Annotated in this window: 18 protein-coding genes; 12 read left to right on the forward strand and 6 right to left on the reverse strand. The window is 55.6% G+C overall.

Features of this window, described 5'->3' with window-relative positions; translation table 11 throughout:
• Window positions 1-50 precede the first annotated feature (50 nt).
• Complete coding sequence (gene cspD / locus AAIR21_RS08490) at window positions 51-272, reverse strand: cold shock-like protein CspD (protein ID WP_008499993.1); 222 nt, start codon at window positions 270-272, stop codon at window positions 51-53.
• Window positions 273-539: 267 nt separating this feature from the next.
• Between cspD and clpS the strand changes: the two genes are divergently transcribed.
• From clpS to AAIR21_RS08505, 3 genes are all read left to right on the forward strand, one after another.
• Entirely contained in the window at window positions 540-860 is a 321-nt protein-coding gene (clpS, locus tag AAIR21_RS08495) for an ATP-dependent Clp protease adapter ClpS (RefSeq protein ID WP_006174393.1), read from the forward strand.
• A 28-nt stretch (window positions 861-888) separates the two neighbouring features.
• The gene (gene clpA, locus AAIR21_RS08500; protein ID WP_020884836.1) at window positions 889-3,168 is read left to right on the forward strand and encodes an ATP-dependent Clp protease ATP-binding subunit ClpA; all 2,280 of its coding nucleotides are present in this window, start codon (window positions 889-891) and stop codon (window positions 3,166-3,168) included.
• Between the two features lie 375 nt (window positions 3,169-3,543).
• The gene (locus tag AAIR21_RS08505; RefSeq protein ID WP_183516505.1) at window positions 3,544-3,990 is read left to right on the forward strand and encodes a hypothetical protein; all 447 of its coding nucleotides are present in this window, start codon (window positions 3,544-3,546) and stop codon (window positions 3,988-3,990) included.
• A 70-nt stretch (window positions 3,991-4,060) separates the two neighbouring features.
• Here AAIR21_RS08505 and infA read toward each other — a convergent pair whose 3' ends face one another.
• From infA to trxB, 5 genes are all read right to left on the reverse strand, one after another.
• A complete protein-coding gene (gene infA / locus AAIR21_RS08510; RefSeq protein ID WP_002211347.1) occupies window positions 4,061-4,279 on the reverse strand; it encodes a translation initiation factor IF-1 in 219 nt (72 codons plus the stop codon).
• Between the two features lie 284 nt (window positions 4,280-4,563).
• Window positions 4,564-5,268 (reverse strand): leucyl/phenylalanyl-tRNA--protein transferase, encoded by a 705-nt coding sequence (gene aat, locus AAIR21_RS08515; RefSeq protein ID WP_020884834.1) that lies wholly within the window; start codon window positions 5,266-5,268, stop codon window positions 4,564-4,566.
• Window positions 5,269-5,314: 46 nt separating this feature from the next.
• Window positions 5,315-7,036: a heme ABC transporter ATP-binding protein/permease CydC gene (gene cydC / locus AAIR21_RS08520; protein ID WP_183516504.1), complete on the reverse strand. Its 1,722-nt coding sequence runs from the start codon at window positions 7,034-7,036 to the stop codon at window positions 5,315-5,317.
• Window positions 7,036-8,802, reverse strand: coding sequence for a heme ABC transporter permease/ATP-binding protein CydD (gene cydD, locus AAIR21_RS08525; RefSeq protein ID WP_020884832.1), 1,767 nt, complete (start codon window positions 8,800-8,802; stop codon window positions 7,036-7,038). The genes cydC and cydD overlap by 1 nt, the downstream gene beginning before the upstream one ends.
• 114 nt (window positions 8,803-8,916) lie before the next feature.
• Window positions 8,917-9,885 (reverse strand): thioredoxin-disulfide reductase, encoded by a 969-nt coding sequence (trxB, locus tag AAIR21_RS08530; protein ID WP_025204565.1) that lies wholly within the window; start codon window positions 9,883-9,885, stop codon window positions 8,917-8,919.
• 544 nt (window positions 9,886-10,429) lie between these two features.
• On the opposite strand from trxB, the gene lrp reads away from it, so the two are divergent.
• The 9 genes from lrp (at window position 10,430) to AAIR21_RS08575 (ending at window position 23,873) form a co-directional block, all read left to right on the forward strand.
• Complete coding sequence (gene lrp, locus AAIR21_RS08535) at window positions 10,430-10,924, forward strand: leucine-responsive transcriptional regulator Lrp (protein ID WP_000228469.1); 495 nt, start codon at window positions 10,430-10,432, stop codon at window positions 10,922-10,924.
• Between the two features lie 135 nt (window positions 10,925-11,059).
• The gene (gene ftsK / locus AAIR21_RS08540; protein WP_422701220.1) at window positions 11,060-14,824 is read left to right on the forward strand and encodes a DNA translocase FtsK; all 3,765 of its coding nucleotides are present in this window, start codon (window positions 11,060-11,062) and stop codon (window positions 14,822-14,824) included.
• 127 nt (window positions 14,825-14,951) lie between these two features.
• The gene (lolA, locus tag AAIR21_RS08545; protein WP_014169368.1) at window positions 14,952-15,566 is read left to right on the forward strand and encodes an outer membrane lipoprotein chaperone LolA; all 615 of its coding nucleotides are present in this window, start codon (window positions 14,952-14,954) and stop codon (window positions 15,564-15,566) included.
• Window positions 15,567-15,575: 9 nt separating this feature from the next.
• Window positions 15,576-16,919 carry a replication-associated recombination protein RarA gene (rarA, locus tag AAIR21_RS08550; RefSeq protein WP_183516503.1) on the forward strand — a complete coding sequence of 448 codons (1,344 nt, stop codon included), beginning with the start codon at window positions 15,576-15,578 and terminating at the stop codon, window positions 16,917-16,919.
• A gap of 92 nt (window positions 16,920-17,011) precedes the next feature.
• Window positions 17,012-18,304, forward strand: coding sequence for a serine--tRNA ligase (serS, locus tag AAIR21_RS08555; protein ID WP_008499983.1), 1,293 nt, complete (start codon window positions 17,012-17,014; stop codon window positions 18,302-18,304).
• 211 nt (window positions 18,305-18,515) lie between these two features.
• A complete protein-coding gene (dmsA, locus tag AAIR21_RS08560; protein WP_182268399.1) occupies window positions 18,516-20,957 on the forward strand; it encodes a dimethylsulfoxide reductase subunit A in 2,442 nt (813 codons plus the stop codon).
• 10 nt (window positions 20,958-20,967) lie between these two features.
• Window positions 20,968-21,585 (forward strand): DMSO/selenate family reductase complex B subunit, encoded by a 618-nt coding sequence (locus tag AAIR21_RS08565; protein ID WP_183516502.1) that lies wholly within the window; start codon window positions 20,968-20,970, stop codon window positions 21,583-21,585.
• A gap of 1 nt (window position 21,586) precedes the next feature.
• Window positions 21,587-22,450, forward strand: a complete 864-nt coding sequence (locus AAIR21_RS08570; protein WP_183516501.1) for a dimethyl sulfoxide reductase anchor subunit family protein — start codon at window positions 21,587-21,589, stop codon at window positions 22,448-22,450.
• A 274-nt stretch (window positions 22,451-22,724) separates the two neighbouring features.
• On the forward strand, window positions 22,725-23,873 hold the full coding sequence (locus tag AAIR21_RS08575; protein ID WP_014169376.1) for an MFS transporter: 1,149 nt from the start codon (window positions 22,725-22,727) through the stop codon (window positions 23,871-23,873).
• Window positions 23,874-23,968 lie beyond the last annotated feature (95 nt).

The following is a 23,968-nucleotide window of genomic DNA, read 5'->3' on the forward strand; positions in this document are numbered from 1 at the left end:
CCGATCGGGCTGGCATTTTGACGGCGGGATGTACACAATAAAACAGAGAGCTATGCGACCGTTTCTGCTTCAATGGGTACGATCAGGCTTGCATGATTGCCTTTTGGTCCCTGGTGTACATCGAACCGGACGGACTGCCCGGCTTTGAGCGTTCTGTAACCATCCATCTGAATGGTGGAATAGTGAGCGAAGATATCCTCGCCGCCGCCTTCGGGGCAGATGAAGCCAAACCCTTTGGCGTTGTTGAACCACTTAACAGTACCCATTTCCATGCTTCGACATCCTTCGTAAATCTTATAAGTTAAGATGGAATGAACCGGTGGTGGAGTGGGGGCTGTTCAAAACCTCGCCATCTCACGCTTGTACAATTTAGAGAAACGAAAGAAGTCGTCAAGCGTTTGGCGCTTGAGATGGGACAATAATCAACCAAAGTTTGAAGCAGTTAACGCTATTGCAACAGTTTGTGACAGACATCGCGGATGACAGTAATAGATGATTGTTATCTAACATCTGAGGTAGATTCAAAGTGGTTATGCAAAATGGGTAAGACCAACGACTGGCTGGATTTTGACCAGCTGGCGGAAGATAAAGTGCGTGACGCGCTAAAACCGCCATCTATGTATAAAGTTATGTTAATGAACGATGATTACACGCCGATGGAATTTGTTATTGACGTGCTACAAAAGTTCTTTTCTTATGATGTAGAACGTGCAACGCAACTGATGCTTACCGTTCATTATCGTGGCAAAGCTATCTGCGGCATCTTTACCGCCGAAGTGGCGGAGACCAAAGTCGCGATGGTGAACGATTATGCGAGGGAGAACGAGCATCCGTTGCTGTGTACGCTGGAAAAGGCCTGATAAGGCATAAAATTTGGGGGAGGTGCCTATGCTCAATCAAGAACTGGAACTCAGTTTAAATATGGCTTTCGCCAGAGCGCGTGAGCACCGACATGAGTTTATGACCGTCGAGCATTTACTGCTCGCACTGCTTAGCAACCCATCTGCCCGCGAAGCGCTGGAAGCCTGCTCCGTGGATCTGGTGGCGCTACGTCAGGAACTCGAAGCCTTCATCGAACAAACCACACCGGTGCTGCCAGCCAGTGAAGAAGAGCGCGACACGCAGCCGACGCTCAGCTTCCAGCGCGTGTTGCAGCGTGCGGTCTTCCACGTCCAGTCTTCCGGACGTAGCGAAGTGACGGGCGCAAATGTGCTGGTCGCCATCTTCAGCGAGCAGGAGTCACAGGCAGCCTACCTGCTGCGCAAACACGAAGTCAGCCGACTCGACGTGGTTAACTTTATCTCTCACGGAACGCGTAAAGACGAGCCGAACCAGGCATCGGATTCCAGCAATCAGGTCAATAACAATGAAGAGCAAGCAGGCGGGGAGGATCGTATGGAAAACTTCACCACCAATCTCAACCAGCTTGCTCGCGTTGGCGGTATCGACCCGCTGATTGGTCGCGATAAAGAGCTGGAGCGCGCGATCCAGGTATTGTGCCGTCGCCGCAAGAACAACCCGCTGCTGGTGGGTGAATCCGGCGTCGGTAAAACCGCGATTGCCGAGGGGCTCGCCTGGCGTATTGTGCAGGGCGACGTACCGGAAGTGATTGCCGATTGCACCATCTACTCGCTGGATATTGGCTCGCTGCTGGCGGGCACTAAATACCGCGGCGATTTTGAAAAACGCTTTAAGGCGCTTTTGAAACAGCTCGAGCAGGACACCAACAGCATTCTGTTTATCGATGAGATCCACACCATCATCGGTGCCGGTGCGGCCTCGGGTGGCCAGGTGGATGCCGCTAACCTGATCAAACCGCTGCTCTCCAGCGGTAAGATCCGCGTGATTGGTTCCACAACGTATCAGGAGTTCAGCAACATCTTTGAGAAAGATCGTGCCCTGGCGCGTCGTTTCCAGAAAATCGATGTGACTGAACCCTCTGTTGAAGAAACCGTGCAGATCATCAACGGTCTGAAACCGAAGTACGAAGCGCACCACGATGTGCGTTATACCGCCAAAGCGGTGCGTGCGGCGGTGGAGCTGGCGGTGAAATACATCAACGATCGTCATCTGCCGGATAAGGCTATTGACGTGATTGATGAGGCAGGGGCGCGTGCGCGTCTGATGCCAGCCAGCAAGCGTAAGAAAACCGTTAACGTGGCGGATATCGAGACCGTGGTGGCCCGTATCGCGCGTATCCCTGAGAAGAGCGTTTCTCAGAGCGACCGCGACACGCTGCGCACCCTTGGCAATCGCCTGAAAATGCTGGTCTTTGGGCAGGATAAAGCCATTGAGGCGTTAACCGAAGCCATCAAGATGGCCCGTGCCGGACTGGGGCATGAACATAAGCCTGTCGGTTCCTTCCTGTTCGCCGGTCCGACCGGTGTGGGGAAAACCGAGGTAACGGTTCAGCTTTCCAAAGCGCTGGGCATTGAGCTGCTGCGTTTTGATATGTCCGAGTACATGGAGCGTCACACCGTCAGCCGTTTGATTGGTGCGCCTCCGGGCTATGTGGGCTTTGATCAGGGCGGTCTGTTAACCGACGCGGTGATCAAGCATCCGCACGCGGTACTGCTGCTCGATGAAATCGAGAAAGCGCACCCGGACGTGTTCAACATCCTGCTGCAGGTGATGGACAACGGGACGCTGACCGATAACAACGGGCGCAAGGCGGACTTCCGCAACGTAGTGCTGGTGATGACCACCAACGCCGGTGTACGTGAAACGGAGCGTAAATCTATCGGCCTTATCCATCAGGATAACAGCACCGATGCGATGGAAGAGATCAAGAAGATCTTTACGCCGGAGTTCCGTAACCGTCTGGACAACATCATCTGGTTCGATCACCTCTCTACCGAGGTTATCCATCAGGTAGTGGATAAGTTCATCGTCGAACTGCAGGTTCAGCTGGATCAGAAAGGCGTGTCGCTGGAAGTGAGCCAGGAGGCCCGCAACTGGCTGGCTGAGAAAGGCTACGACCGTGCGATGGGTGCCCGTCCAATGGCGCGTGTGATTCAGGACAACCTGAAGAAACCGCTGGCGAACGAGCTGCTGTTTGGCTTGCTGGTAGACGGCGGTCAGGTGACGGTCGCGCTGGACCAGGAGAAGAATGAGCTGACGTACGATTTCCAGAGTGCGCAGAAACACAAGCCGGAAGCGGCTCACTAATTTCCTGCATTAGTCTTAAAAACCGGGCAACTCACTGCCCGGTTTTTTTATCCCTGCCCGCACCGAAACTTTGCGAGGCGCTTTCCATATTTTCATCTCACTCATTGCTGTATAAATTCACAGTCCTAGAATGGCGGCGCACCTGCAAAATCAGGTGTCAGGATTGGCGTCCTGAAAGTGTGTGAGCAGCACCATTGCTGCAGGCTTCGTTCGCCCTAAGGAAAAGGGTATAATTCTGCATCTGGCGGGCGAATCGGAAGCTTCTTTTGAAGCGCCAGTAGCACACACACTGGTACGCCAATTCCTTTTCGTCCGCCGCCAGCGAATCTGGCGTTTCCTGCGGTGGTAACTCAACGTGTGTGAAGGTATTACCCAATGAATACAGAAAACTCTTTCTCCCAGCTCTACAGCGAACTCTCCCTCAACCCCGATCTCCCGACCCTGGCCGGGCGCTGCATGCTGCTCACCGAAATTCTGCTGGACTGCAACGCCCACCCGCAAACGCAGCCCGTGTGCCGCTGTTTAGGCGCGTATCTGGAAGAAGTCAAAAGCGGACTCACAGAATCAATGCGTGATTTTCAGATAGTGGAATTTGAGGAGGACGCTGAACCACCGCGACAAAAAGCGTGGCTTCTGGAAGATACCGAAACAAAGTGCGACTACTGCCGGGCAGTAAACCACGTGCTGCTGGTGTCCCATTTTGATCGGGATATGCTGCCGTACCTGACGGGATTGCTGCATGAGATGGCGCATTCCATGGCCGGGGATTTAATCACGCCGGCGCAGCCCCGCATGACAATACATCTTCCTGCCCGGCATTAAACCGTTAAATAAAAAAGGCCGGGGTTAACCCGACCTTTATATATTCATCTGCCATTACAGGCGAAAACAATTAGCGACTACGGAAGACAATGCGGCCTTTGCTCAGGTCGTACGGGGTCAGTTCAACAGTCACTTTGTCGCCCGTTAAAATGCGGATATAGTTTTTGCGCATTTTACCGGAGATGTGCGCAGTTACCACGTGACCGTTTTCCAGCTCTACGCGAAACATGGTGTTAGGCAACGTATCAAGTACGGTACCCTGCATTTCAATATTGTCTTCTTTGGCCATCTAATCCTCTGGGGTATCACTACCAAGTTTTGAACCGGCAAGATAATGCCGAAATTCATCAATTAAGTAAAGAATTGCGCGTTTAAAACGCAGCAAAATAGTTTCGGCGCATTGCCCAAGCGTCACGGTACAACCGAACGGAAAGCGCATTCGTAAAGGGGATACAACAGGATAAACGTCAGGACGTTATCTGAAGCGGAGGACCCAAACGGCGGCGAGGCAACAGGCAGAACCTACTCTGCGGCATAATTATAACACCCTCACAAAAAATATGCGGAAAACATTTAGGCATTGGGCATAAAGAGCGTTCTTGGTACCCAGAAGTCTCGCGGGAGCTTCTCCTGACGGCAAACGTCCAGATGTTCTATGTAGTGGCGGCGGGGGATGTCAACCGCGCCGAGCGAGGCAGTATGCTCATTGAGGACCTGGCAATCCATCAGTTTTCCGCCGCGCTGGGCAAACTCCTGGCAGAAGATCAGCAGCGCGGTTTTCGAGGCATTCACGGCACGGGAGAACATCGATTCGCCGCAAAACAGCGTCCCCTGCGCAACGCCATACATCCCGCCGACGAGTTCACCGTCTTGCCAGACTTCAATGGAGTGCGCGAAACCCAGCTCGTGCAGCTGGTGATAGGCGGTAATGATATCGCGGGTGATCCAGGTTCCTTCATGACGGTCTTCGGCACAGCCTTCAATGACCTGACCGAAGGCATGATTCAGGGTGACGCGGTAGGGTGATTTCGCATGGAAACGCTTCATGCTGCGGCTCAGGTGAAACTGCGCCGGCCACAGCACGGCACGGGGATCGGGCGACCACCATAAAATCGGGTCGCCGGGTGAAAACCACGGGAAAATGCCGCGCTGGTAAGCCATCAAAAGCCGCGCAGGACTGAGGTCGCCGCCAAGGGCCAGCAGCCCATTAGGTTCACGCAGCGCTCCCTCCGGCGAAGGGAACGCGATGTTATGACGAGAAAGCTGGACCAGGCGCATGACAGCAGAACTCCAATACGCGAGTTAGGATCGGTACAAATATAGTCTACAGACGCTGTTTAAACTGGTAGTAGCGACCCTGTTTCGCCAACAGTTCTGTGTGACTACCTTGCTCAATAATATGTCCGTTGTCCATCACAATTATCTGATCAAAACTCGCCAGCCCGCGCAGGCGGTGGGTGACCATCAGCACGGTTTTTCCGGTCATAACATGGGCCAGTAAATCAAGGATTTGGCTCTCGGTTGTTGCATCCAGCCCTTCGGTGGGTTCATCAAGCAGCATCAGTGGCGCATCGTGCAACAACGCGCGTGCAATCGCCAGACGGCGCAACTCGCCGCCGGAGAGCTGACGACCGCCTTCCCCGAGCCAGCCGTTCAGCCCGTCGTTCTCAAGCAGTTTTTGCAGCCCAACCTGCTCCAGCATGGCGCGCAGATCATCGTCGGAGGCCTGAGGTGCCGCGAGCAGCAGGTTATCACGCAGCGTCGCGCTGAAGAGGTGCACGCGCTGCGGAACCACGCTCACGGTCTTGCGCAGCGTCTGTTCGCTGAAGTCGGTCAGCGGCGTATCGTTAAACTGAATCTGACCGTGCTGCGGATCCCAGGCACGGGTCAGTAGCTGAAGAAGGGTGGATTTACCGCAACCGGTACGACCGAGGAGCGCAATCCGCTGGCCTGCTTTAACAGACAGCGTGATCCCTTCCAGCGCGTTCTGCGCCTGTTTTTCATAGGCAAAGGTGACGTTATCCAGGGTCAGCGCAACCTGCACCGGCACGGCGGTCTGAGCGCCGCTGAATGTAACCTCCGGCTCCTGCTCGGCAATCTGGGTGATGCGCAGGGCAGAAGCGATGACCTGTCCAAGATGCTGGAAGGCGCCCGTCACCGGGGCCAGCGCTTCAAATGCGGCCAGGGCGCAGAAAACGAAGAGGGCAATCAGAGGGCCGGGCTGGGTATTCCCGCCTACGCCACCTGAAGCCATCCACAGCATGGCGATGACCGCCACGCCGCCGATTAACATCATCAGCGCCTGGGAGAATGCCGTCAGCTCCGACTGGCGGCGCTGGGCTTCGTGCCAGTTCAGCTCAGTGCTTTCCATTTGACTGCGATAACGCGTGCTGGCACCAAAAATGGTCAGTTCCGCCTGTCCCTGCAGCCAGGATGTCAGCTGCTGTCGGTAGTCGCCGCGCAGTCGCGTCAGGTTCTCGCCGGTGGATTTACCTGCACGATAAAACAGCGGTGGCAGGATAATCAGCGTCAGCAGCATGATGCCACCCAGCGTGAGCGCAACGGGAACGTCCAGAACCGACAACCCCAGCGTGACCACCACAATCACCACAAACGCCCCCACGATGGGTGAGATGACGCGCAGGTAAAGGTGATCCAGCGTGTCGACATCGGCTACGACACGGTTGAGTAACTCACCCTGACGAAAACGTGCCAGCCCGGCAGGGGAGAGGGGTAGCAGTTTGCTGAAGGTGTAAATGCGCAGGTGCTGTAGCACGCGGAAAGTGGCGTCGTGGCTGACCAGACGCTCAAAATAACGTCCGGCAGTACGCGTGATTGCGGTGCCGCGAACGCCTGCCGCAGGAAGCATATAGTTAAAGCTGTATAAACCCGCGAACCCCGCGACGGCCGAAGCGGACAAGAACCAGCCGGAGAGCGTAAGCAGACCGATGCTGGCAAGCAGGGTAACAATCGCCAGCACAATGCCCAGCAGCAGCATCCATTTATGTCGTTTATAGAGCGCAAGATAGGGAAGCAGAGCACGCATCAGATATCCTCCTGACGGTTTGCCAGCAGGGTGGCAAACGGGCCCTGCGCGGCAACGAGAGAGGCGTAATCGCCTTGCTCAACAATATGACCATTTTCCATGACCCAGATCTGATCCCAGTCAGCAATACCTTCCAGCTGATGGGTGACCATCAGGGTGGTCTGCTGCCGCGAGGCCGCATTCAGGGCATCCATGACGCGTTGCTCACTGTGTGCGTCAAGGCTCGCTGCTGGCTCGTCGAGCAGCATGAGCTGGCATGGGTTAAGCAGCGCGCGGGCAACCGCCACACGCTGGGCCTGACCGACTGACAGGCCGGCAGACTGGTCACCGACAACGGTATCGACACCCTGCGGAAGCTGCGGCAGAAACTCGCTGACCCAGGCGCGGTCGAGCACGGATTGCAGTTCATCGTCACGCGCATCCGGGCGAGCCAGTAGCACATTGTCTCGCAGCGTGGCGGCAGGAAGCTGAGGGTTTTGTCCCACCCAGCTAAGCTGTTTACGCCAGGCAAGCGGATCGAGATCGCGCAGTTCAGTTTGGTTGATCCGCAGCGATCCGGTGTAGGCCATAAAACCCGATAGCGCATTGAGCAGAGAGCTTTTCCCTGAACCGCTGATGCCTACGAGCACCACACGTTTTCCGGCCGGAAGGGTAAAGTTAAGCGGGCCTGCCAGCACGTTGCCTTCAGGCGACAGAATGGAGAAATCACGCGCTTCAAGGGTAACCGGCTCTTTGGCGTTCAGCGTCACGTCACCGCGTTCCGGATGCGCCAGTGGCGTTTCCATAAACGTCTTCAGGCTGTCAGCCGCGCCCACGGCCTGCGCTTTTGCATGATAGAAGGTGCCCAGATCGCGAAGCGGCTGGAAAAATTCGGGGGCCAGTATCAGCGCAAGGAAACCGGCTGAAAGGGTCACCGCCGTGCCGTAGTGGCCAAAATCCAGCGCGCCGAGATACGAGAAGCCAAAGTAGACTGCCACGAGCGCAATCGACAGCGAGGTAAAGAATTCGAGTACGCCGGAGGAGAGGAACGCCAGACGTAACACTTCCATGGTGCGCTGACGGAAATCCTGCGATGCGAGGCGGATATTTTCAGTTTCCGCTTCACCGCGGCCAAAAATGCGCAACGTTTCCATGCCGCGCAGACGGTCAAGGAAATGGCCGCTTAAGCGACCCAGAGCCAGAAAGTTACGTCGGTTAGCGTCCGCGGCGCCCATGCCCACCAGCGCCATAAACAGCGGGATCAGCGGGGCTGTGCCCAGCAGGATCAGCGCTGCCATCCAGTTGACCGGGAAGATGGCGATGACAATCAGCAACGGAACGAAGACGGCTAGCGCCATCTGTGGCAGATAGCGCGCATAGTAGTCATGCATATCGTCAATCTGCTCAAGGATCAGCGTCGCCCAGCTTCCCGCGGGTTTACCCTGGATCCACGCCGGACCGGCCTCCTGAAGGCGGTCAAGCACCTGACGGCGGATCTCATAGCGGATATGCTGTCCGGCGTGAAAACCCACGCGCTCACGCAGCCAGACCACCCAGGCACGAAGAACAAAAATCAGGATCAGGACGATAAAGGGCAACAGGAGCGCTTCGCGCGGAATGTTCTCCATGATCATGTGATTAAGAATGCGGGCCAGCAGCCATGCCTGGGCAACAATCAACAGACCACTGACAAACCCCAGAAAACGGGAGATGGTTAGCCAGCGGCGGGAAAGAACGCTTTGCTGTTTCAGCCAGCGTGTTAATTCTTGTTGACGGGTTTTTTCCATTGCGTACTTAGCAGGTGACGTTATTAGAAGTTGGGCAGCGCAATGTTACAACGGAGAGACAATAAAGGCGACTTATCGCCGCCTTTATTTACGTTTGTTACTGACTTGTAAAGATTATTTACCTTGTTCCGCCAGCCCGTCGAGGTAGCGTTCAGCGTCCAGCGCGGCCATACAGCCGGTGCCAGCAGAGGTGATCGCCTGACGGTAGATATGGTCCATCACATCGCCAGCAGCGAATACGCCAGGAATGCTGGTCTGGGTCGCGTTGCCGTGAATACCGGATTGCACTTTGATGTAGCCGTTTTCCAGCTCCAGTTGCCCCTCGAAAATCGCGGTGTTCGGGCTGTGACCGATCGCCACAAACAGACCCGCCACTTCCAGCGTTTCGACGTTATCGGTGTTCTGGGTATCACGAATACGCAGACCGGCAACGCCCATCTGATCGCCCGTGACTTCTTCCAGAGTACGGTTGGTGTGCAGCACGATATTGCCACTCGCCACTTTATCCATCAGACGTTTGATCAGGATCTTCTCTGCGCGGAAGGTGTCACGACGGTGGATCAGGTGCACTTCAGAGGCGATGTTCGCCAGATAAAGGGCTTCTTCCACGGCAGTGTTGCCGCCACCGATAACCGCCACTTTCTGGTTGCGATAGAAGAAACCATCGCAGGTTGCGCAGGCGGAGACGCCACGGCCTTTGAATGCTTCTTCAGACGGCAGACCGAGGTAACGAGCAGAAGCGCCGGTCGCGATGATCAGTGCATCACAGGTGTACTCGCCACTGTCGCCCGTCAGACGGAACGGACGGTTCTGCAGGTCAACCTTGTTGATATGATCGAACAGAATTTCGGTTTCGAATTTCGTCGCATGCTCATGCATACGCTCCATCAGCAGCGGCCCGGTCAGGTCGTTCGGGTCGCCTGGCCAGTTTTCCACTTCCGTGGTGGTGGTCAGCTGACCGCCTTTTTCCATGCCGGTAATCAGAACCGGTTGCAGGTTAGCGCGTGCAGCATAGACCGCCGCGGTATATCCCGCAGGTCCAGAACCAAGAATTAGCAGCTTACTGTGTTTGGCCGTGCCCATGAGATCCCCATTGTTGTTGGCAGACATTTGGCTGGATTGTAGGGAATTTGTTGCCGTAAAAAAAGAGCGCAGCAATTTTGATATCGATATGTGCAATAGCCAGCGACGATGAATTAAGCGCTATAACATCACGCTTTGCACCGAAATTCGCTCGTTTGTACGGCAATAAAATGAGGATTAATACCCTGCCGTAATGAATATCCGGCATGTTGTACTAAAAATCGATGTTTTGCTTTGACAATCCCCTGCGCTTTTGCGAAAACATTCAAGGAAGAAAAAAAACCGCGTTAACCGCATGCCGCATAGGCATGCACGTAAATGCCATTTTTACCGGGTCAGTGAAATCTACGCATGGCGTGGACAGACGCCATACGTGATATCGGTGACTGCCTTCGGGCAACGGTCTTCTTACCAACAGAACCCGAATCCGCATCGCGTCTAATACATAACCAGGCGATGTGATGACTAACGGGTACAGGCTCTGAACAGTGATGTGCACAGGGTCCAGGCAGGAGTAGGGAAGGAATACAGAGAGACAATAATAATGGTAGATAGCAAGAAGCGCCCTGGCAAAGATCTCGACCGTATCGATCGTAACATTCTTAATGAATTGCAAAAGGATGGGCGTATTTCCAACGTCGAGCTTTCAAAACGTGTGGGACTTTCCCCGACGCCGTGCCTTGAGCGTGTGCGCCGACTGGAAAGACAGGGTTTCATTCAGGGCTATACGGCTCTGTTGAACCCGCATTATCTGGATGCCTCACTTCTGGTATTTGTTGAGATTACTCTGAATCGTGGTGCGCCGGATGTGTTTGAGCAATTTAACGCCGCTGTACAAAAACTTGAAGAAATTCAAGAGTGTCATCTGGTATCCGGTGATTTCGACTACCTGTTGAAAACCCGTGTGCCTGATATGTCCGCCTACCGTAAGCTGCTGGGTGAAACCCTGCTGCGTCTGCCGGGCGTGAATGACACCCGTACCTATGTGGTGATGGAAGAAGTCAAACAGAGCAATCGTCTGGTTATTAAGACGCGCTAACACGGAACAGGTGCAAAATCAGTGTAGTTTGATTACACTCCTGTTAATCCATACAGCAACAGTGCCGGGGATACCCGGCGCTGTTGTCCGTTTTAGCAAACAGGCAGGATATGCCTGATACCTGGAGAGCCTTTCTTGAGCCAGGAATACACTGAAGACAAAGAAGTCACATTATCGAAGCTAAGCAGCGGACGTCGTCTCCTCGAGGCTTTGCTGATTGTTATTGCCCTTTTTGCCGTCTGGCTGATGGCAGCCCTACTCAGTTTCAACCCCTCAGATCCCAGCTGGTCACAAACCGCCTGGCATGAGCCTATCCATAACTTAGGCGGTGTTCCCGGCGCCTGGCTTGCAGATACGCTCTTCTTCATTTTCGGGGTGATGGCCTACACCCTTCCCGTCATTATCATTGGCGGATGCTGGTTTGCCTGGCGCCATCGTCAAAACGATGACTATATCGACTATTTCGCGGTGTCGCTGCGCCTGATTGGCGCACTGGCGCTGATCCTCACCTCGTGTGGGCTGGCGGCTATCAACGCCGATGATATCTGGTATTTCGCCTCTGGCGGGGTGATCGGCAGCCTGTTGAGCTCTGCGCTACAGCCCATGCTTCACAGCAGTGGTGGCACGCTTGCGTTGCTCTGTATCTGGGCGGCAGGACTGACGCTGTTCACCGGCTGGTCGTGGGTGAGCATCGCCGAGAAGATTGGCAGCTTTATCCTTACCCTCCTGACCTTCGCCAGCAACCGTACCCGTCGCGACGATACGTGGGTTGACGAAGATGAATATGAAGATGAGTACGAAGAGGAAGACGATGCTCCCGTTCAGCGTCGCGAATCTCGTCGTGCCCGCATTATGCGAGGCGCGCTGGCGCGTCGTCAGCGTGTTGCCGAGAAATTTGCAAACCCGCTAGGCCGTAAAACCGATGCGGCGCTCTTCTCCGGCAAACGCATGGATGAAGACGATCAGGTTGAATATCGTGCAGCCGGTGCGGCTGTCGATCCAAACGATGTGCTCTTCTCCGGCAACCGTGCCACGCCGGGAGCGTTTGATGAATATGACCCGCTGTTAAATGGTCACTCCGTGACCGAGCCGGTCGCTGCAGCGGCCGCCGCTACTACGGCTTCACAGGCGTATGCCGCTCCAGCCGATGCGGTGATGCCTTCAGCACCGGTTTCACCACCTGAATCCGCCATTCAGCAACCTCAGGTGGAATGGCAAACCGCCCCTGGCGTTCATACGCCTGAGCCGGTTATTGCGCCAGAGCCAGAGAGCTATATTCCTGTCCAGCAGGAAGCCTGGCAGCAGCCTTATCAGCCGGAGCCGGCATATGAGCCTCAGGGATATCCGCAGTACGCGCAGCCTGCCGCACAGCCTCATCAGGAGTACGTGCCGGAGCCGGTTGAACCTGAACAGCCATACGTAGCGCCTCAGCCAGAGCCTGACGTGGTGGAAGAGGCGAAACCGTCTCGTCCGCCATTATACTATTTTGAAGAGGTCGAAGAGCGTCGTGCCCGCGAGCGTGAACAGCTGGCGGCCTGGTATCAGCCTGTGCCTGAACCGGTGCAGGAGCCTGTAACCAAAGCACCTTCTGTTTCGGTTCCTCCGGTTGATCCAACGCCTGCCGTTGCACCTGTTGCTGAAAGCGTGAAGCAGGCTACAGCGGCAGCCGCCGCGGCTGCCCCGGTCTTTAGCCTCGCCACAGGCGGTGCGCCACGTCCACAGGTGAAAGAGGGCATTGGCCCGCAGTTACCTCGCCCAAACCGTGTCCGCGTGCCAACGCGGCGTGAGCTGGCCTCCTACGGTATCAAGCTCCCTTCTCAGCGTATGGCTGAGGAAAAAGCGCGCGAGAATGAGTATGAAGATGACGTTGATGAAATGCATCAGGATGAACTGGCGCGCCAGTTCGCCGCCCAGCAGCATCAGCGCTATGGCGAAGAATACCAGCATGAAGTGCATCATCCACAAGACGAAGATGACGCGGCTGAGGCGGAATTAGCGCGCCAGTTCGCGGCCACGCAGCAGCAGCGTTATGCCGGTGAGCAGCCTGCCGGAGCGAATCCGTTCTCGCTGTCGGATTTTGAATTCTCGCCAATGAAAGATCTGGTTGATGATGGCCCGAGCGAGCCGCTGTTCACGCCGAGCGTGATGCCGGACGCTGAACCGACGCGTCCGCAGACTGCGACAGCGCCGCAGGCGTATGCACAGCCGCAACAACCGGCACCGCAGGCGTATGCACAGCCGCAACAACCAGCGCCGCAGGCGTATGCTCAGCAGCAGCAACCGGCGCCGCAGGCTTACGCGCAACCGCAGCAGCCACCACAGCCGCCGCAGTTCCAGCAGCCTCAGGCACAGCCGCAGGAGAGTCTCATTCACCCGCTGCTGATGCGTAATGGCGACAGCCGTCCGTTGCAGCGTCCAAGCACGCCTCTGCCGTCGCTGGATCTGTTAACCCCACCGCCGGCTGAAGTCGAGCCGGTCGATACCTTTGCTCTTGAGCAGATGGCTCGTCTGGTGGAAGCGCGTCTGGCGGACTTCCGTATCAAGGCTGATGTGGTCAACTACTCCCCAGGGCCGGTGATCACTCGCTTCGAACTTAATCTGGCACCAGGCGTAAAAGCCGCGCGTATTTCTAACCTTTCCCGTGACCTGGCGCGTTCTCTGTCGACCGTGGCGGTGCGTGTTGTAGAGGTTATTCCGGGTAAACCTTACGTCGGTCTTGAACTGCCGAATAAGAAACGTCAGACCGTTTACCTGCGCGAAGTCCTGGATAACGCGAAGTTCCGCGATAACCCGTCACCGCTGAGCGTGGTTCTGGGTAAAGATATTGCGGGCGAGCCGGTGGTGGCCGATCTGGCAAAAATGCCTCACCTGCTGGTGGCAGGTACCACCGGCTCCGGTAAATCCGTCGGTGTGAACGCCATGATCCTCAGCATGCTCTATAAAGCGCAGCCGGAAGATGTCCGTTTCATCATGATCGACCCGAAAATGCTGGAACTGTCGGTCTATGAAGGTATCCCGCATCTGCTGACAGAAGTGGTTACCGACATGAAAGACGCGGCCAATGCTCTGCGCTGGAGCGTTAATGAGATGGAGCGTCGCTACAAGCTGATGTCTGCGCTGGGCGTGCGTAACCTTGCCGGTTATAACGAGAAAATCGCCGAGGCGGCACGGATGGGCCGTCCGATTCCGGACCCTTACTGGAAACCGGGCGACAGCATGGATGCACAACATCCGGTGCTGGAAAAACTGCCTTACATCGTCGTGCTGGTGGATGAGTTCGCTGACCTGATGATGACCGTCGGTAAAAAAGTGGAAGAGCTGATTGCACGTCTCGCGCAGAAAGCGCGTGCGGCCGGCATCCACCTGGTTCTGGCGACGCAGCGTCCGTCTGTGGACGTCATTACGGGTCTGATCAAAGCGAACATTCCAACCCGTATCGCGTTTACCGTATCGAGCAAAATTGACTCGCGTACTATTCTCGACCAGGGTGGCGCGGAGTCGCTGCTGGGTATGGGGGACATGCTTTACTCTGGCCCGAACTCTACCTCTCCGGTGCGTGTTCACGGCGCATTTGTTCGCGACCAGGAAGTTCACGCCGTGGTGCAGGACTGGAAAGCGCGCGGTCGTCCGCAATATGTTGATGGCATTACCTCCGACAGCGAAAGCGAAGGCGGCGGTGGTGGCCTGGACGGCGGCGAGGAGCTGGATCCGTTATTCGACCAGGCGGTTAACTTCGTCACCGAAAAACGTAAAGCCTCTATCTCGGGTGTGCAGCGTCAGTTCCGCATCGGCTACAACCGCGCAGCGCGCATCATCGAGCAGATGGAAGCGCAGGGCATTGTGAGCGAGCAGGGGCACAACGGTAACCGTGAGGTGCTGGCGCCGCCGCCGTTTGATTAACCTTCAGTGATTGCAAAGAAGGGTAAATCAGCCAAAATTAAGCATTTTCTTCTGTCGCCTGCCTTCGGGCAGGTACACAATAGAGGGCAGAACCCCATATTGGGATGACGTATTTTAAGGAATAACAATGAAAAAAATCGCAATCGCCTGTGCATTACTCACCAGTTTTGTCGCCAGCAGCGTCTGGGCTGATGCAGCCAGCGACCTTAAAAGCCGACTGGATAAAGTGAGCAGTTTCCACGCCAGCTTCACGCAAAAAGTGACTGACGGCAGTGGCAATGCGGTGCAGGAAGGTCAGGGGGATTTGTGGGTAAAACGCCCGAATCTGTTTAACTGGCATATGACTCAGCCGGATGAGAGCATCCTGGTTTCTGACGGTAAGACCCTGTGGTTCTACAACCCGTTTGTCGAGCAGGCTACTGCGACCTGGCTGAAAGACGCGACCAGCAATACGCCTTTCATGCTGATTGCGCGTAACCAGTCCAGCGACTGGCAGCAGTACAATATCAAACAGAATGGTGATGAGTTTGTTCTGACGCCGAAAGGCAGCAATGGCAACCTGAAACAGTTCACCATCAACGTGAGCACCAACGGAACCATTAATCAGTTTGGTGCGGTTGAGCAGGACGACCAGCGTAGCAGCTACCAGCTCAAGACCCAGCAAAACGGCGCGGTTGACGCGTCTAAATTCACCTTTACCCCGCCGCAGGGCGTAACGGTGGACGATCAGCGCAACAAGTAAGAGGCATGAGTGAGCAATCTGTCGCTCGATTTTTCTGAGAATGCGTTTCAACCTCTGGCCGCTCGTATGCGGCCAGAAAATTTAGCGCAGTACATCGGCCAGCAACACCTGCTGGCTGTGGGGAAACCCTTGCCGCGTGCCATTGAGGCCGGGCATCTGCACTCCATGATCCTTTGGGGTCCACCCGGTACAGGCAAAACCACGCTCGCGGAAGTTATCGCCCGCTATGCTAACGCGGATGTCGAGCGCATCTCGGCGGTCACGTCCGGCGTGAAGGAGATCCGCGAGGCGATTGAACGTGCGCGGCAAAACCGCAATGCCGGGCGACGTACCATTCTCTTTGTTGACGAAGTTCACCGTTTCAATAAAAGCCAGCAGGATGCTTTCCTGCCGCACATTGAAGACGGCACCATTTTCTTCATCGGTGCCACCACCGAAAACCCGTCGTTTGAACTCAATTCCGCACTGCTTTCCCGTGCACGTGTGTACCTGCTCAAATCCCTGACCGTGGAGGATATTGAACAGGTTCTCACGCAGGCGATGAACGATAACGCGCGCGGCTACGGCGGGCAGGATATCGTTCTGCCTGACGACACGCGCCGGGCGATCGCTGAGCTGGTTAACGGCGACGCCCGCCGGGCACTCAATACGCTGGAAATGATGGCCGATATGGCCGAAGTGGATGCGTCCGGCAAGCGGGTACTGAAACCGGCGTTGCTCACCGAGATCGCCGGGGAGCGCAGCGCGCGTTTCGACAATAAAGGCGATCGGTTTTACGATCTGATTTCGGCACTGCATAAGTCCGTGCGCGGCAGCGCGCCCGATGCGGCGCTTTACTGGTATGCCCGCATTATCACCGCCGGTGGCGATCCGCTGTATGTGGCCCGTCGCTGCCTGGCGATTGCCTCTGAAGATGTCGGGAATGCCGACCCACGCGCCATGCAGGTGGCTATTTCGGCCTGGGACTGCTTTACCCGCGTCGGGCCTGCTGAAGGCGAGCGTGCTATCGCTCAGGCGGTTGTTTATCTGGCCTGCGCACCGAAAAGTAACGCTCTCTATACCGCCTTTAAAGCGGCCATGTCCGACGCTCGTGAACGCCCGGATTATGACGTGCCGGTTCATCTGCGCAATGCGCCGACCAAACTGATGAAAGAGATGGGGTATGGGCAGGAATACCGCTACGCCCACGACGAACCCAATGCCTACGCCGCCGGGGAGGAATATTTCCCGCAGGAGATGGCACAAACCCGCTATTATCACCCCACAAACAGAGGTCTTGAAGGCAAGATTGGCGAAAAGCTCGCCTGGCTCGCCGGACAGGATCAAAATAGCCCTATAAAACGCTACCGTTAGTGCGATCGTTGCGGTAATGTTGGCAATGTATCCCTGTGGCCGCAGGCTGTGGTCACATTTTCCTATTTTAATTCGATAAGCACAGGATAAGCATGCTCGATCCCAATCTGCTGCGTAATGAGCCAGACGCAGTCGCTGAAAAACTGGCACGCCGGGGCTTTAAGCTGGATGTAGATAAGCTGCGCGCTCTTGAAGAGCGTCGTAAAGTTCTGCAGGTACAAACTGAAAATCTGCAGGCAGAGCGTAATTCTCGATCGAAATCCATCGGCCAGGCGAAAGCGCGCGGGGAAGACATTGAGCCATTACGCCTGGAAGTGAACAAACTGGGTGAAGAGCTGGATCAGGCGAAAGCGGAGCTGGACGTGCTTCAGGCCGAGATCCGTGATATCGCGCTGGCGATCCCGAACATTCCTGACGATAGCGTACCTGTCGGTAAAGATGAAAACGACAACGTTGAAGTGAAACGCTGGGGTACGCCTCGCGAGTTCGACTTCGAGGTTCGCGATCATGTTACCCTGGGCGAAATGCATGCCGGCCTGGACTTTGCGGCCGCAGTTAAGCTGACCGGTTCTCGCTTCGTTGTGATGAAAGGCCAGATTGCTCATCTGCATCGCGCTCTGGCGCAGTTTATGCTGGATCTGCACACCGAGCAGCACGGTTACAGCGAAACCTACGTCCCGTATCTGGTTAACCACGATACGCTGTACGGTACTGGCCAGCTGCCAAAATTTGCCGGCGATCTGTTCCACACCCGTCCGCTGGACGAGGAAGCTGACAGCAGCAACTACGCGCTGATCCCAACTGCGGAAGTGCCGCTGACTAACCTCGTGCGTGATGAGATCATCGACGAAGACGACCTGCCAATCAAACTGACAGCACACTCTCCGTGCTTCCGTTCTGAAGCGGGTTCTTACGGTCGCGACACCCGTGGTCTGATCCGTATGCACCAGTTCGACAAAGTAGAGATGGTGCAGATTGTCCGCCCGGAAGAGTCGATGGACGCGCTGGAAGAGATGACCGGCCACGCTGAGAAAGTGCTGGAGCTGCTGGGGCTGCCGTACCGTCGTATGGCGCTGTGCACCGGTGATATGGGCTTTGGTGCCTGCAAAACCTTCGACCTGGAAGTCTGGGTTCCTGCGCAGAATACCTACCGTGAAATCTCCTCCTGCTCTAACGTCTGGGATTTCCAGGCGCGTCGTATGCAGGCACGTTGCCGCAGCAAGTCTGACAAGAAAACCCGTCTGGTGCATACCCTGAACGGTTCTGGTCTGGCTGTCGGTCGTACACTGGTTGCCGTGCTGGAAAACTATCAGCAGGCGGACGGTCGTATTGAGATCCCTGAAGTGCTGCGCCCGTACATGAAAGGCCAGCAGTACATCGGTTAATGATTTGACGTGAAACAAAAAAGCGCCTCAGGGCGCTTTTTTTATACCTTAGAATTGATACGACGCAATAACCCCTCCCTCCAAAGTAGTAATACTCCTCCGAATGAAAGTCAGCATAAAAAACCAATAACGAAGTCATTTGTTATATATAAAACTATATAGCGGCATATGCCGCCTCTCTTTTCTTTGTGAGCAACCAAAGTGAGTCTCTATGAAAATCAAAGCGCCTGAAGCGTTAATGGCTGCCGAGGTCACTCGCCGTGGGTTGATGAAAACCACGGCAATTGGTGGTCTGGCCGTTGCCAGCAGCGCCTTTACGCTCCCTTTTTCTCGTCTGGTGTCGGCGGCGGATGCACTGTCCCCGGCCACCCCGGAAAAAGTGGTGTGGAGTGCCTGTACCGTAAACTGCGGTAGCCGTTGTCCACTGCGTATGCATGTGGTGGATGGTGAGATTAAATATGTCGAAACCGATAATACCGGGGACGATAACTACGAGGGGTTACATCAGGTCCGCGCCTGCTTACGCGGCCGTTCAATGCGTCGTCGCGTTTATAACCCGGACCGCCTGAAGTACCCGATGAAACGCGTTGGCAAGCGTGGAGAAGGGAAGTTCGAGCGCATTAGCTGGGATGAAGCCTACGACATTATCGCGACGAACATGCAGCGTCTGATCAAAGACTACGGCAACGAATCCATCTATCTGAACTATGGCACCGGGACGCTCGGCGGCACGCTGACCCGCTCCTGGCCACCGGGGAAAACGCTGGTGGCCCGTCTGATGAACTGCTGCGGCGGTTATCTGAACCATTATGGCGACTACTCTTCGGCGCAGATTGCCGCTGGTCTGAACTACACCTACGGTGGCTGGGCAGACGGCAACAGCCCGTCTGATATCGAAAACAGTAAGCTGGTGGTGCTGTTCGGCAACAACCCGGGTGAAACGCGCATGAGCGGTGGCGGGGTAACGTACTACCTCGAACAGGCGCGCGCCAAATCGAATGCCCGCATGATTATTATCGACCCGCGCTATACCGACACCGGTGCAGGGCGTGAAGATGAGTGGATCCCGATTCGTCCTGGCACCGATGCTGCGCTGGTCTCCGCGCTGGCATGGGTGATGATCACTGAAAATCTGGTCGATCAGCCGTTCCTCGATAAATACTGCGTCGGTTATGACGAGAAAACATTGCCAGCCAGCGCGCCGGCTAATGGCCACTATAAGGCCTATATTCTCGGTCAGGGCAGCGACGGTATTGCCAAAACGCCGGAATGGGCGTCCACCATCACGGGAATTCCGGTAGACCGTATTGTTCAACTGGCACGCGAGATTGGCTCGGCTAAACCGGCCTATATTAGTCAGGGCTGGGGTCCACAGCGTCATGCGAACGGTGAAATTGCCACCCGTGCCATTTCGATGCTCGCCATTCTGACGGGTAACGTGGGCATTCATGGCGGTAACACCGGTGCGCGTGAAGGCTCCTATGAAGTGCCGTTTGAACGTATGCCGACGCTGGAAAACCCGGTTCAGACCAGTATCTCCATGTTTATGTGGACTGATGCCATTGAACGCGGCCCGGAAATGACTGCGCTGCGTGACGGCGTGCGGGGTAAGGACAAACTGGATGTCCCGATCAAGATGATCTGGAACTACGCCGGAAACTGTCTCATCAACCAGCACTCTGAAATTAACCGCACCCATGAAATCCTGCAGGATGACAAGAAGTGCGAGATGATTGTGGTGATCGACTGCCACATGACTTCTTCAGCAAAATATGCCGATATTATTCTCCCGGACTGCACGGCCTCTGAGCAGATGGATTTCGCGCTGGATGCCTCCTGCGGCAACATGTCCTACGTCATCTTTACCGATCAGGCCATTAAACCTCGCTTTGAGTGCAAAACCATCTATGAGATGACCTCTGAGCTGGCGAAACGTCTTGGCGTTGAGCAGCAATTTACCGAGGGGCGCACGCAGGAAGGGTGGATGCGCCATCTGCATGAACTCTCCCGCAAAGCGATCCCTGACCTCCCGGATTTCGATACCTTCCGTGAGCAGGGGATGTACAAACAGCGTGATCCGGAAGGCCACCACGTGGCGTACAAAGCTTTCCGTGACGATCCGCAGGCCAATCCGCTGACCACGCCATCGGGCAAAATTGAAATTTATTCAGAAGAGCTGGCAAAAATTGCCTCTACCTGGGAGTTGCCGGAAGGGGATGTTATCGATCCGCTGCCGATCTACACGCCGGGCTTTGAAAACTACAACGATCCGCTGACCGCGAAATTCCCGCTGCAGTTGACCGGCTTCCACTACAAAGCACGTGTTCACTCTACATATGGCAACGTCGACGTACTGAAAGCTGCCTGCCGTCAGGAGATGTGGATTAACCCGATGGATGCCAAAGCCCGTGGGATCAGCAATGGCGACCGCGTGCGCATCTTTAACGGTCGCGGTGAGGTACACATTGAAGCCAAGGTGTCTCCGCGCATGATGCCTGGCGTTGTCGCGCTGGGGGAAGGGGCCTGGTATAGCCCGGATGCGAATCGCATCGACCAGGCAGGCAGTATTAACGTACTGACCACGCAGCGTCCGTCGCCACTGGCGAAGGGCAACCCGTCCCACACGAACCTTGTTCAGGTTGAAAAGGTGTAAGGAGTAACCGATGACAACCCAGTATGGATTTTTTATTGATTCCAGCCGCTGCACCGGGTGCAAAACCTGCGAGCTCGCCTGCAAGGATTACAAAGATTTAACCCCGGACGTCAGCTTCCGCCGTATTTACGAATACGCGGGCGGTGACTGGCAGGAAGACAGCGGTGTCTGGCACCAGAACGTGTTTGCCTACTACCTGTCGATTGCCTGCAACCACTGCGAAGACCCGGCCTGCACCAAGGTCTGCCCGAGCGGGGCGATGCACAAGCGTGACGACGGGTTCGTGGTGGTGGATGAAGATGTCTGCATCGGCTGTCGCTACTGCCACATGGCCTGTCCGTACGGTGCCCCGCAGTACAGCGCCGCCAAAGGGCATATGACCAAGTGCGACGGCTGCCACACCCGCGTGGCAGACGGCAAAAAGCCGATCTGCGTGGAGTCCTGCCCGCTGCGTGCGCTGGATTTCGGTCCCATTGACGAACTGCGTAAAAAACATGGCCAGCTGGCGGCCGTCGCGCCGCTGCCGTCCGCGCACTTCACGAAGCCAAGCATCGTGATTAAACCTAACGCCAACAGCCGCCCGACAGGGGATACCACCGGCTACCTGGCAAACCCGAAGGAGGTGTGAGATGGGAAGTGGATGGCATGAATGGCCGCTGATGATCTTCACGGTCTTTGGGCAGTGTGTGGCGGGCGGTTTTATTGTCCTCGCGCTGGCGCTGCTGAAAGGGAATCTCACTGCTGAGCAACAACAACGTTTAGTGTTGAGTATGTTTGGCCTGTGGGTGCTGATGGGAATTGGCTTTATTGCCTCTACGCTGCACCTCGGCTCACCAATGCGCGCGTTCAACTCCCTGAACCGGGTGGGCGCGTCGTCACTCAGTAATGAAATCGCCAGCGGGGCGATCTTCTTTGCTGTGGGTGGGCTGGGTTGGCTGCTGGCAGCACTGAAGAAATTGCCGGCAGGGCTGCGCAGCGTGTGGCTGATTGTCACGATGGTGCTGGGCGTGGTGTTTGTGTGGATGATGGTGCGGGTCTATAACACCATCGACACCGTGCCGACCTGGTACAGCATCTGGACGCCGATGAGCTTCTTCCTGACGCTGTTTATTGGTGGGCCGCTTCTTGGCTTCATGCTGCTGCGCGTCGCGGGTGTTGACGGTTGGGCGATGCGTTTGCTGCCTGTCGTTTCACTGCTGGCGCTGGTGGTGAGCGCAGTCGTCACCCTGATGCAGGGCGCGGAGCTGGCAACCATTCACAGCTCTGTTCAGCAGGCATCTGCCCTGGTGCCGGCATACGGCTCGCTGATGGCCTGGCGCGTGGTCCTGCTGGCGGCGGCACTGGTGTGCTGGATTGTGCCTCAGCTTAAGGGGTATCAACCCGCGCTGCCGCTCCTGTCACTGGCTTTTGTGCTGGTCCTCGCAGGTGAACTGATCGGCCGCGGTGTGTTCTATGGTTTGCATATGACCGTAGGTATGGCCGTCGCCAGTTAACGTTGCAGTGGGTGAGATAAAGCCGGGACGGAGCGCCCGGCTTTTTTTATTTTAATCATGAAATTTTTCGACTGACGTTTTGTTTTCACTTCGGGCATTAATAAATAAAAACAGATACATAATTCATATCTATAGCAGGCGTTGCATTAGCAGGATAAGTTTTTTAAATCGACAGGGAACATATCGTGCGTGGCGGTGAAATCAGTGGATTGACTTTGTTTTTGCCAGTGGCATGATGCGCACGAAATCTGAACTTCCTCACGGTTTTTAATCCATGACCATCTATACCCGGCCAGTGCTTTTATTGCTCTGTGGCCTGCTTCTGCTGACCCTGGCGATCGCAGTGTTAAATACGCTCGTCCCGCTGTGGCTCGCCCATGAAAACTTACCGACCTGGCAGGTGGGTATGGTCAGCTCGTCCTTTTTTACCGGCAACCTGCTGGGTACGCTGGTTACAGGAAGCCTGATTAAACGCTTTGGTTTTAACCGCAGCTATTATCTGGCCTCGCTGCTCTTCGCGGTCGGATGTGCCGGGCTGGGCCTGATGGTCGGCTTCTGGAGTTGGATGGTATGGCGCTTTATCGCCGGAGTGGGTTGCGCGATGATTTGGGTGGTGGTTGAAAGCGCGCTGATGTGCAGCGGCACGTCACGTAACCGCGGACGCCTGCTGGCAGCCTATATGATGGTTTATTACATCGGTACCGTGCTTGGTCAACTGATGGTGAGCAAACTGCCAACCGACCTGATGAGCGTTCTGCCGTGGGTGACGGGAATGGTGCTGGCGGCAATCCTGCCGCTGCTCTTTACGCGCATTGTGAACCAGAATAGCGAACACCAGGAAGCAACCCACGTCTGGCCAATGCTGAGACTGCGTCAGGCGCGCCTTGGCGTTAATGGCTGTATTATCTCCGGAATTGTGCTTGGTTCACTGTATGGCCTGATGCCGCTTTATCTGAACCATCAGGGCGTCAGCGATTCCGGGATCGGTTTCTGGATGGCGGTGATGGTGAGTGCGGGGATCGTCGGTCAGTGGCCGATTGGACGCCTGGCCGATCGCTTTGGTCGCCTGTTGGTGCTGCGTGTTCAGGTTTTCGTGGTGATCATGGGTTGTCTCGCCATGCTCAGCAATGCGGCGATGGCGCCTGCGCTGTTTATTCTGGGTGCCGCAGGTTTTACGCTCTATCCGGTCGCGATGGCCTGGGCCTGTGAGAAAGTTGAACATCACCAGTTAGTGGCAATGAATCAGGCGTTGTTACTGAGCTATACCATCGGCAGCCTGCTGGGACCGACCTTTACCGCGATGCTGATGCAGAATTACTCCGACAATTTGCTGTTTATTATGATTGCCAGCGTATCGTTTATTTACCTCTTAATGCTGCTGCGCAAAGTGGGAGAACACCCGACGCCTGTGGCGCATGCCTGATTAATAAAAAGCCAGTCGATGACTGGCTTTTTTGTCCCCATCACATATAAGACTTTTACGTATTGTTTGTTTATTGCACCAGGCGATAATTCAGG

The organism is Enterobacter sp. PTB (assembly GCF_051130085.1).
Classification (GTDB): domain Bacteria; phylum Pseudomonadota; class Gammaproteobacteria; order Enterobacterales; family Enterobacteriaceae; genus Enterobacter; species Enterobacter ludwigii.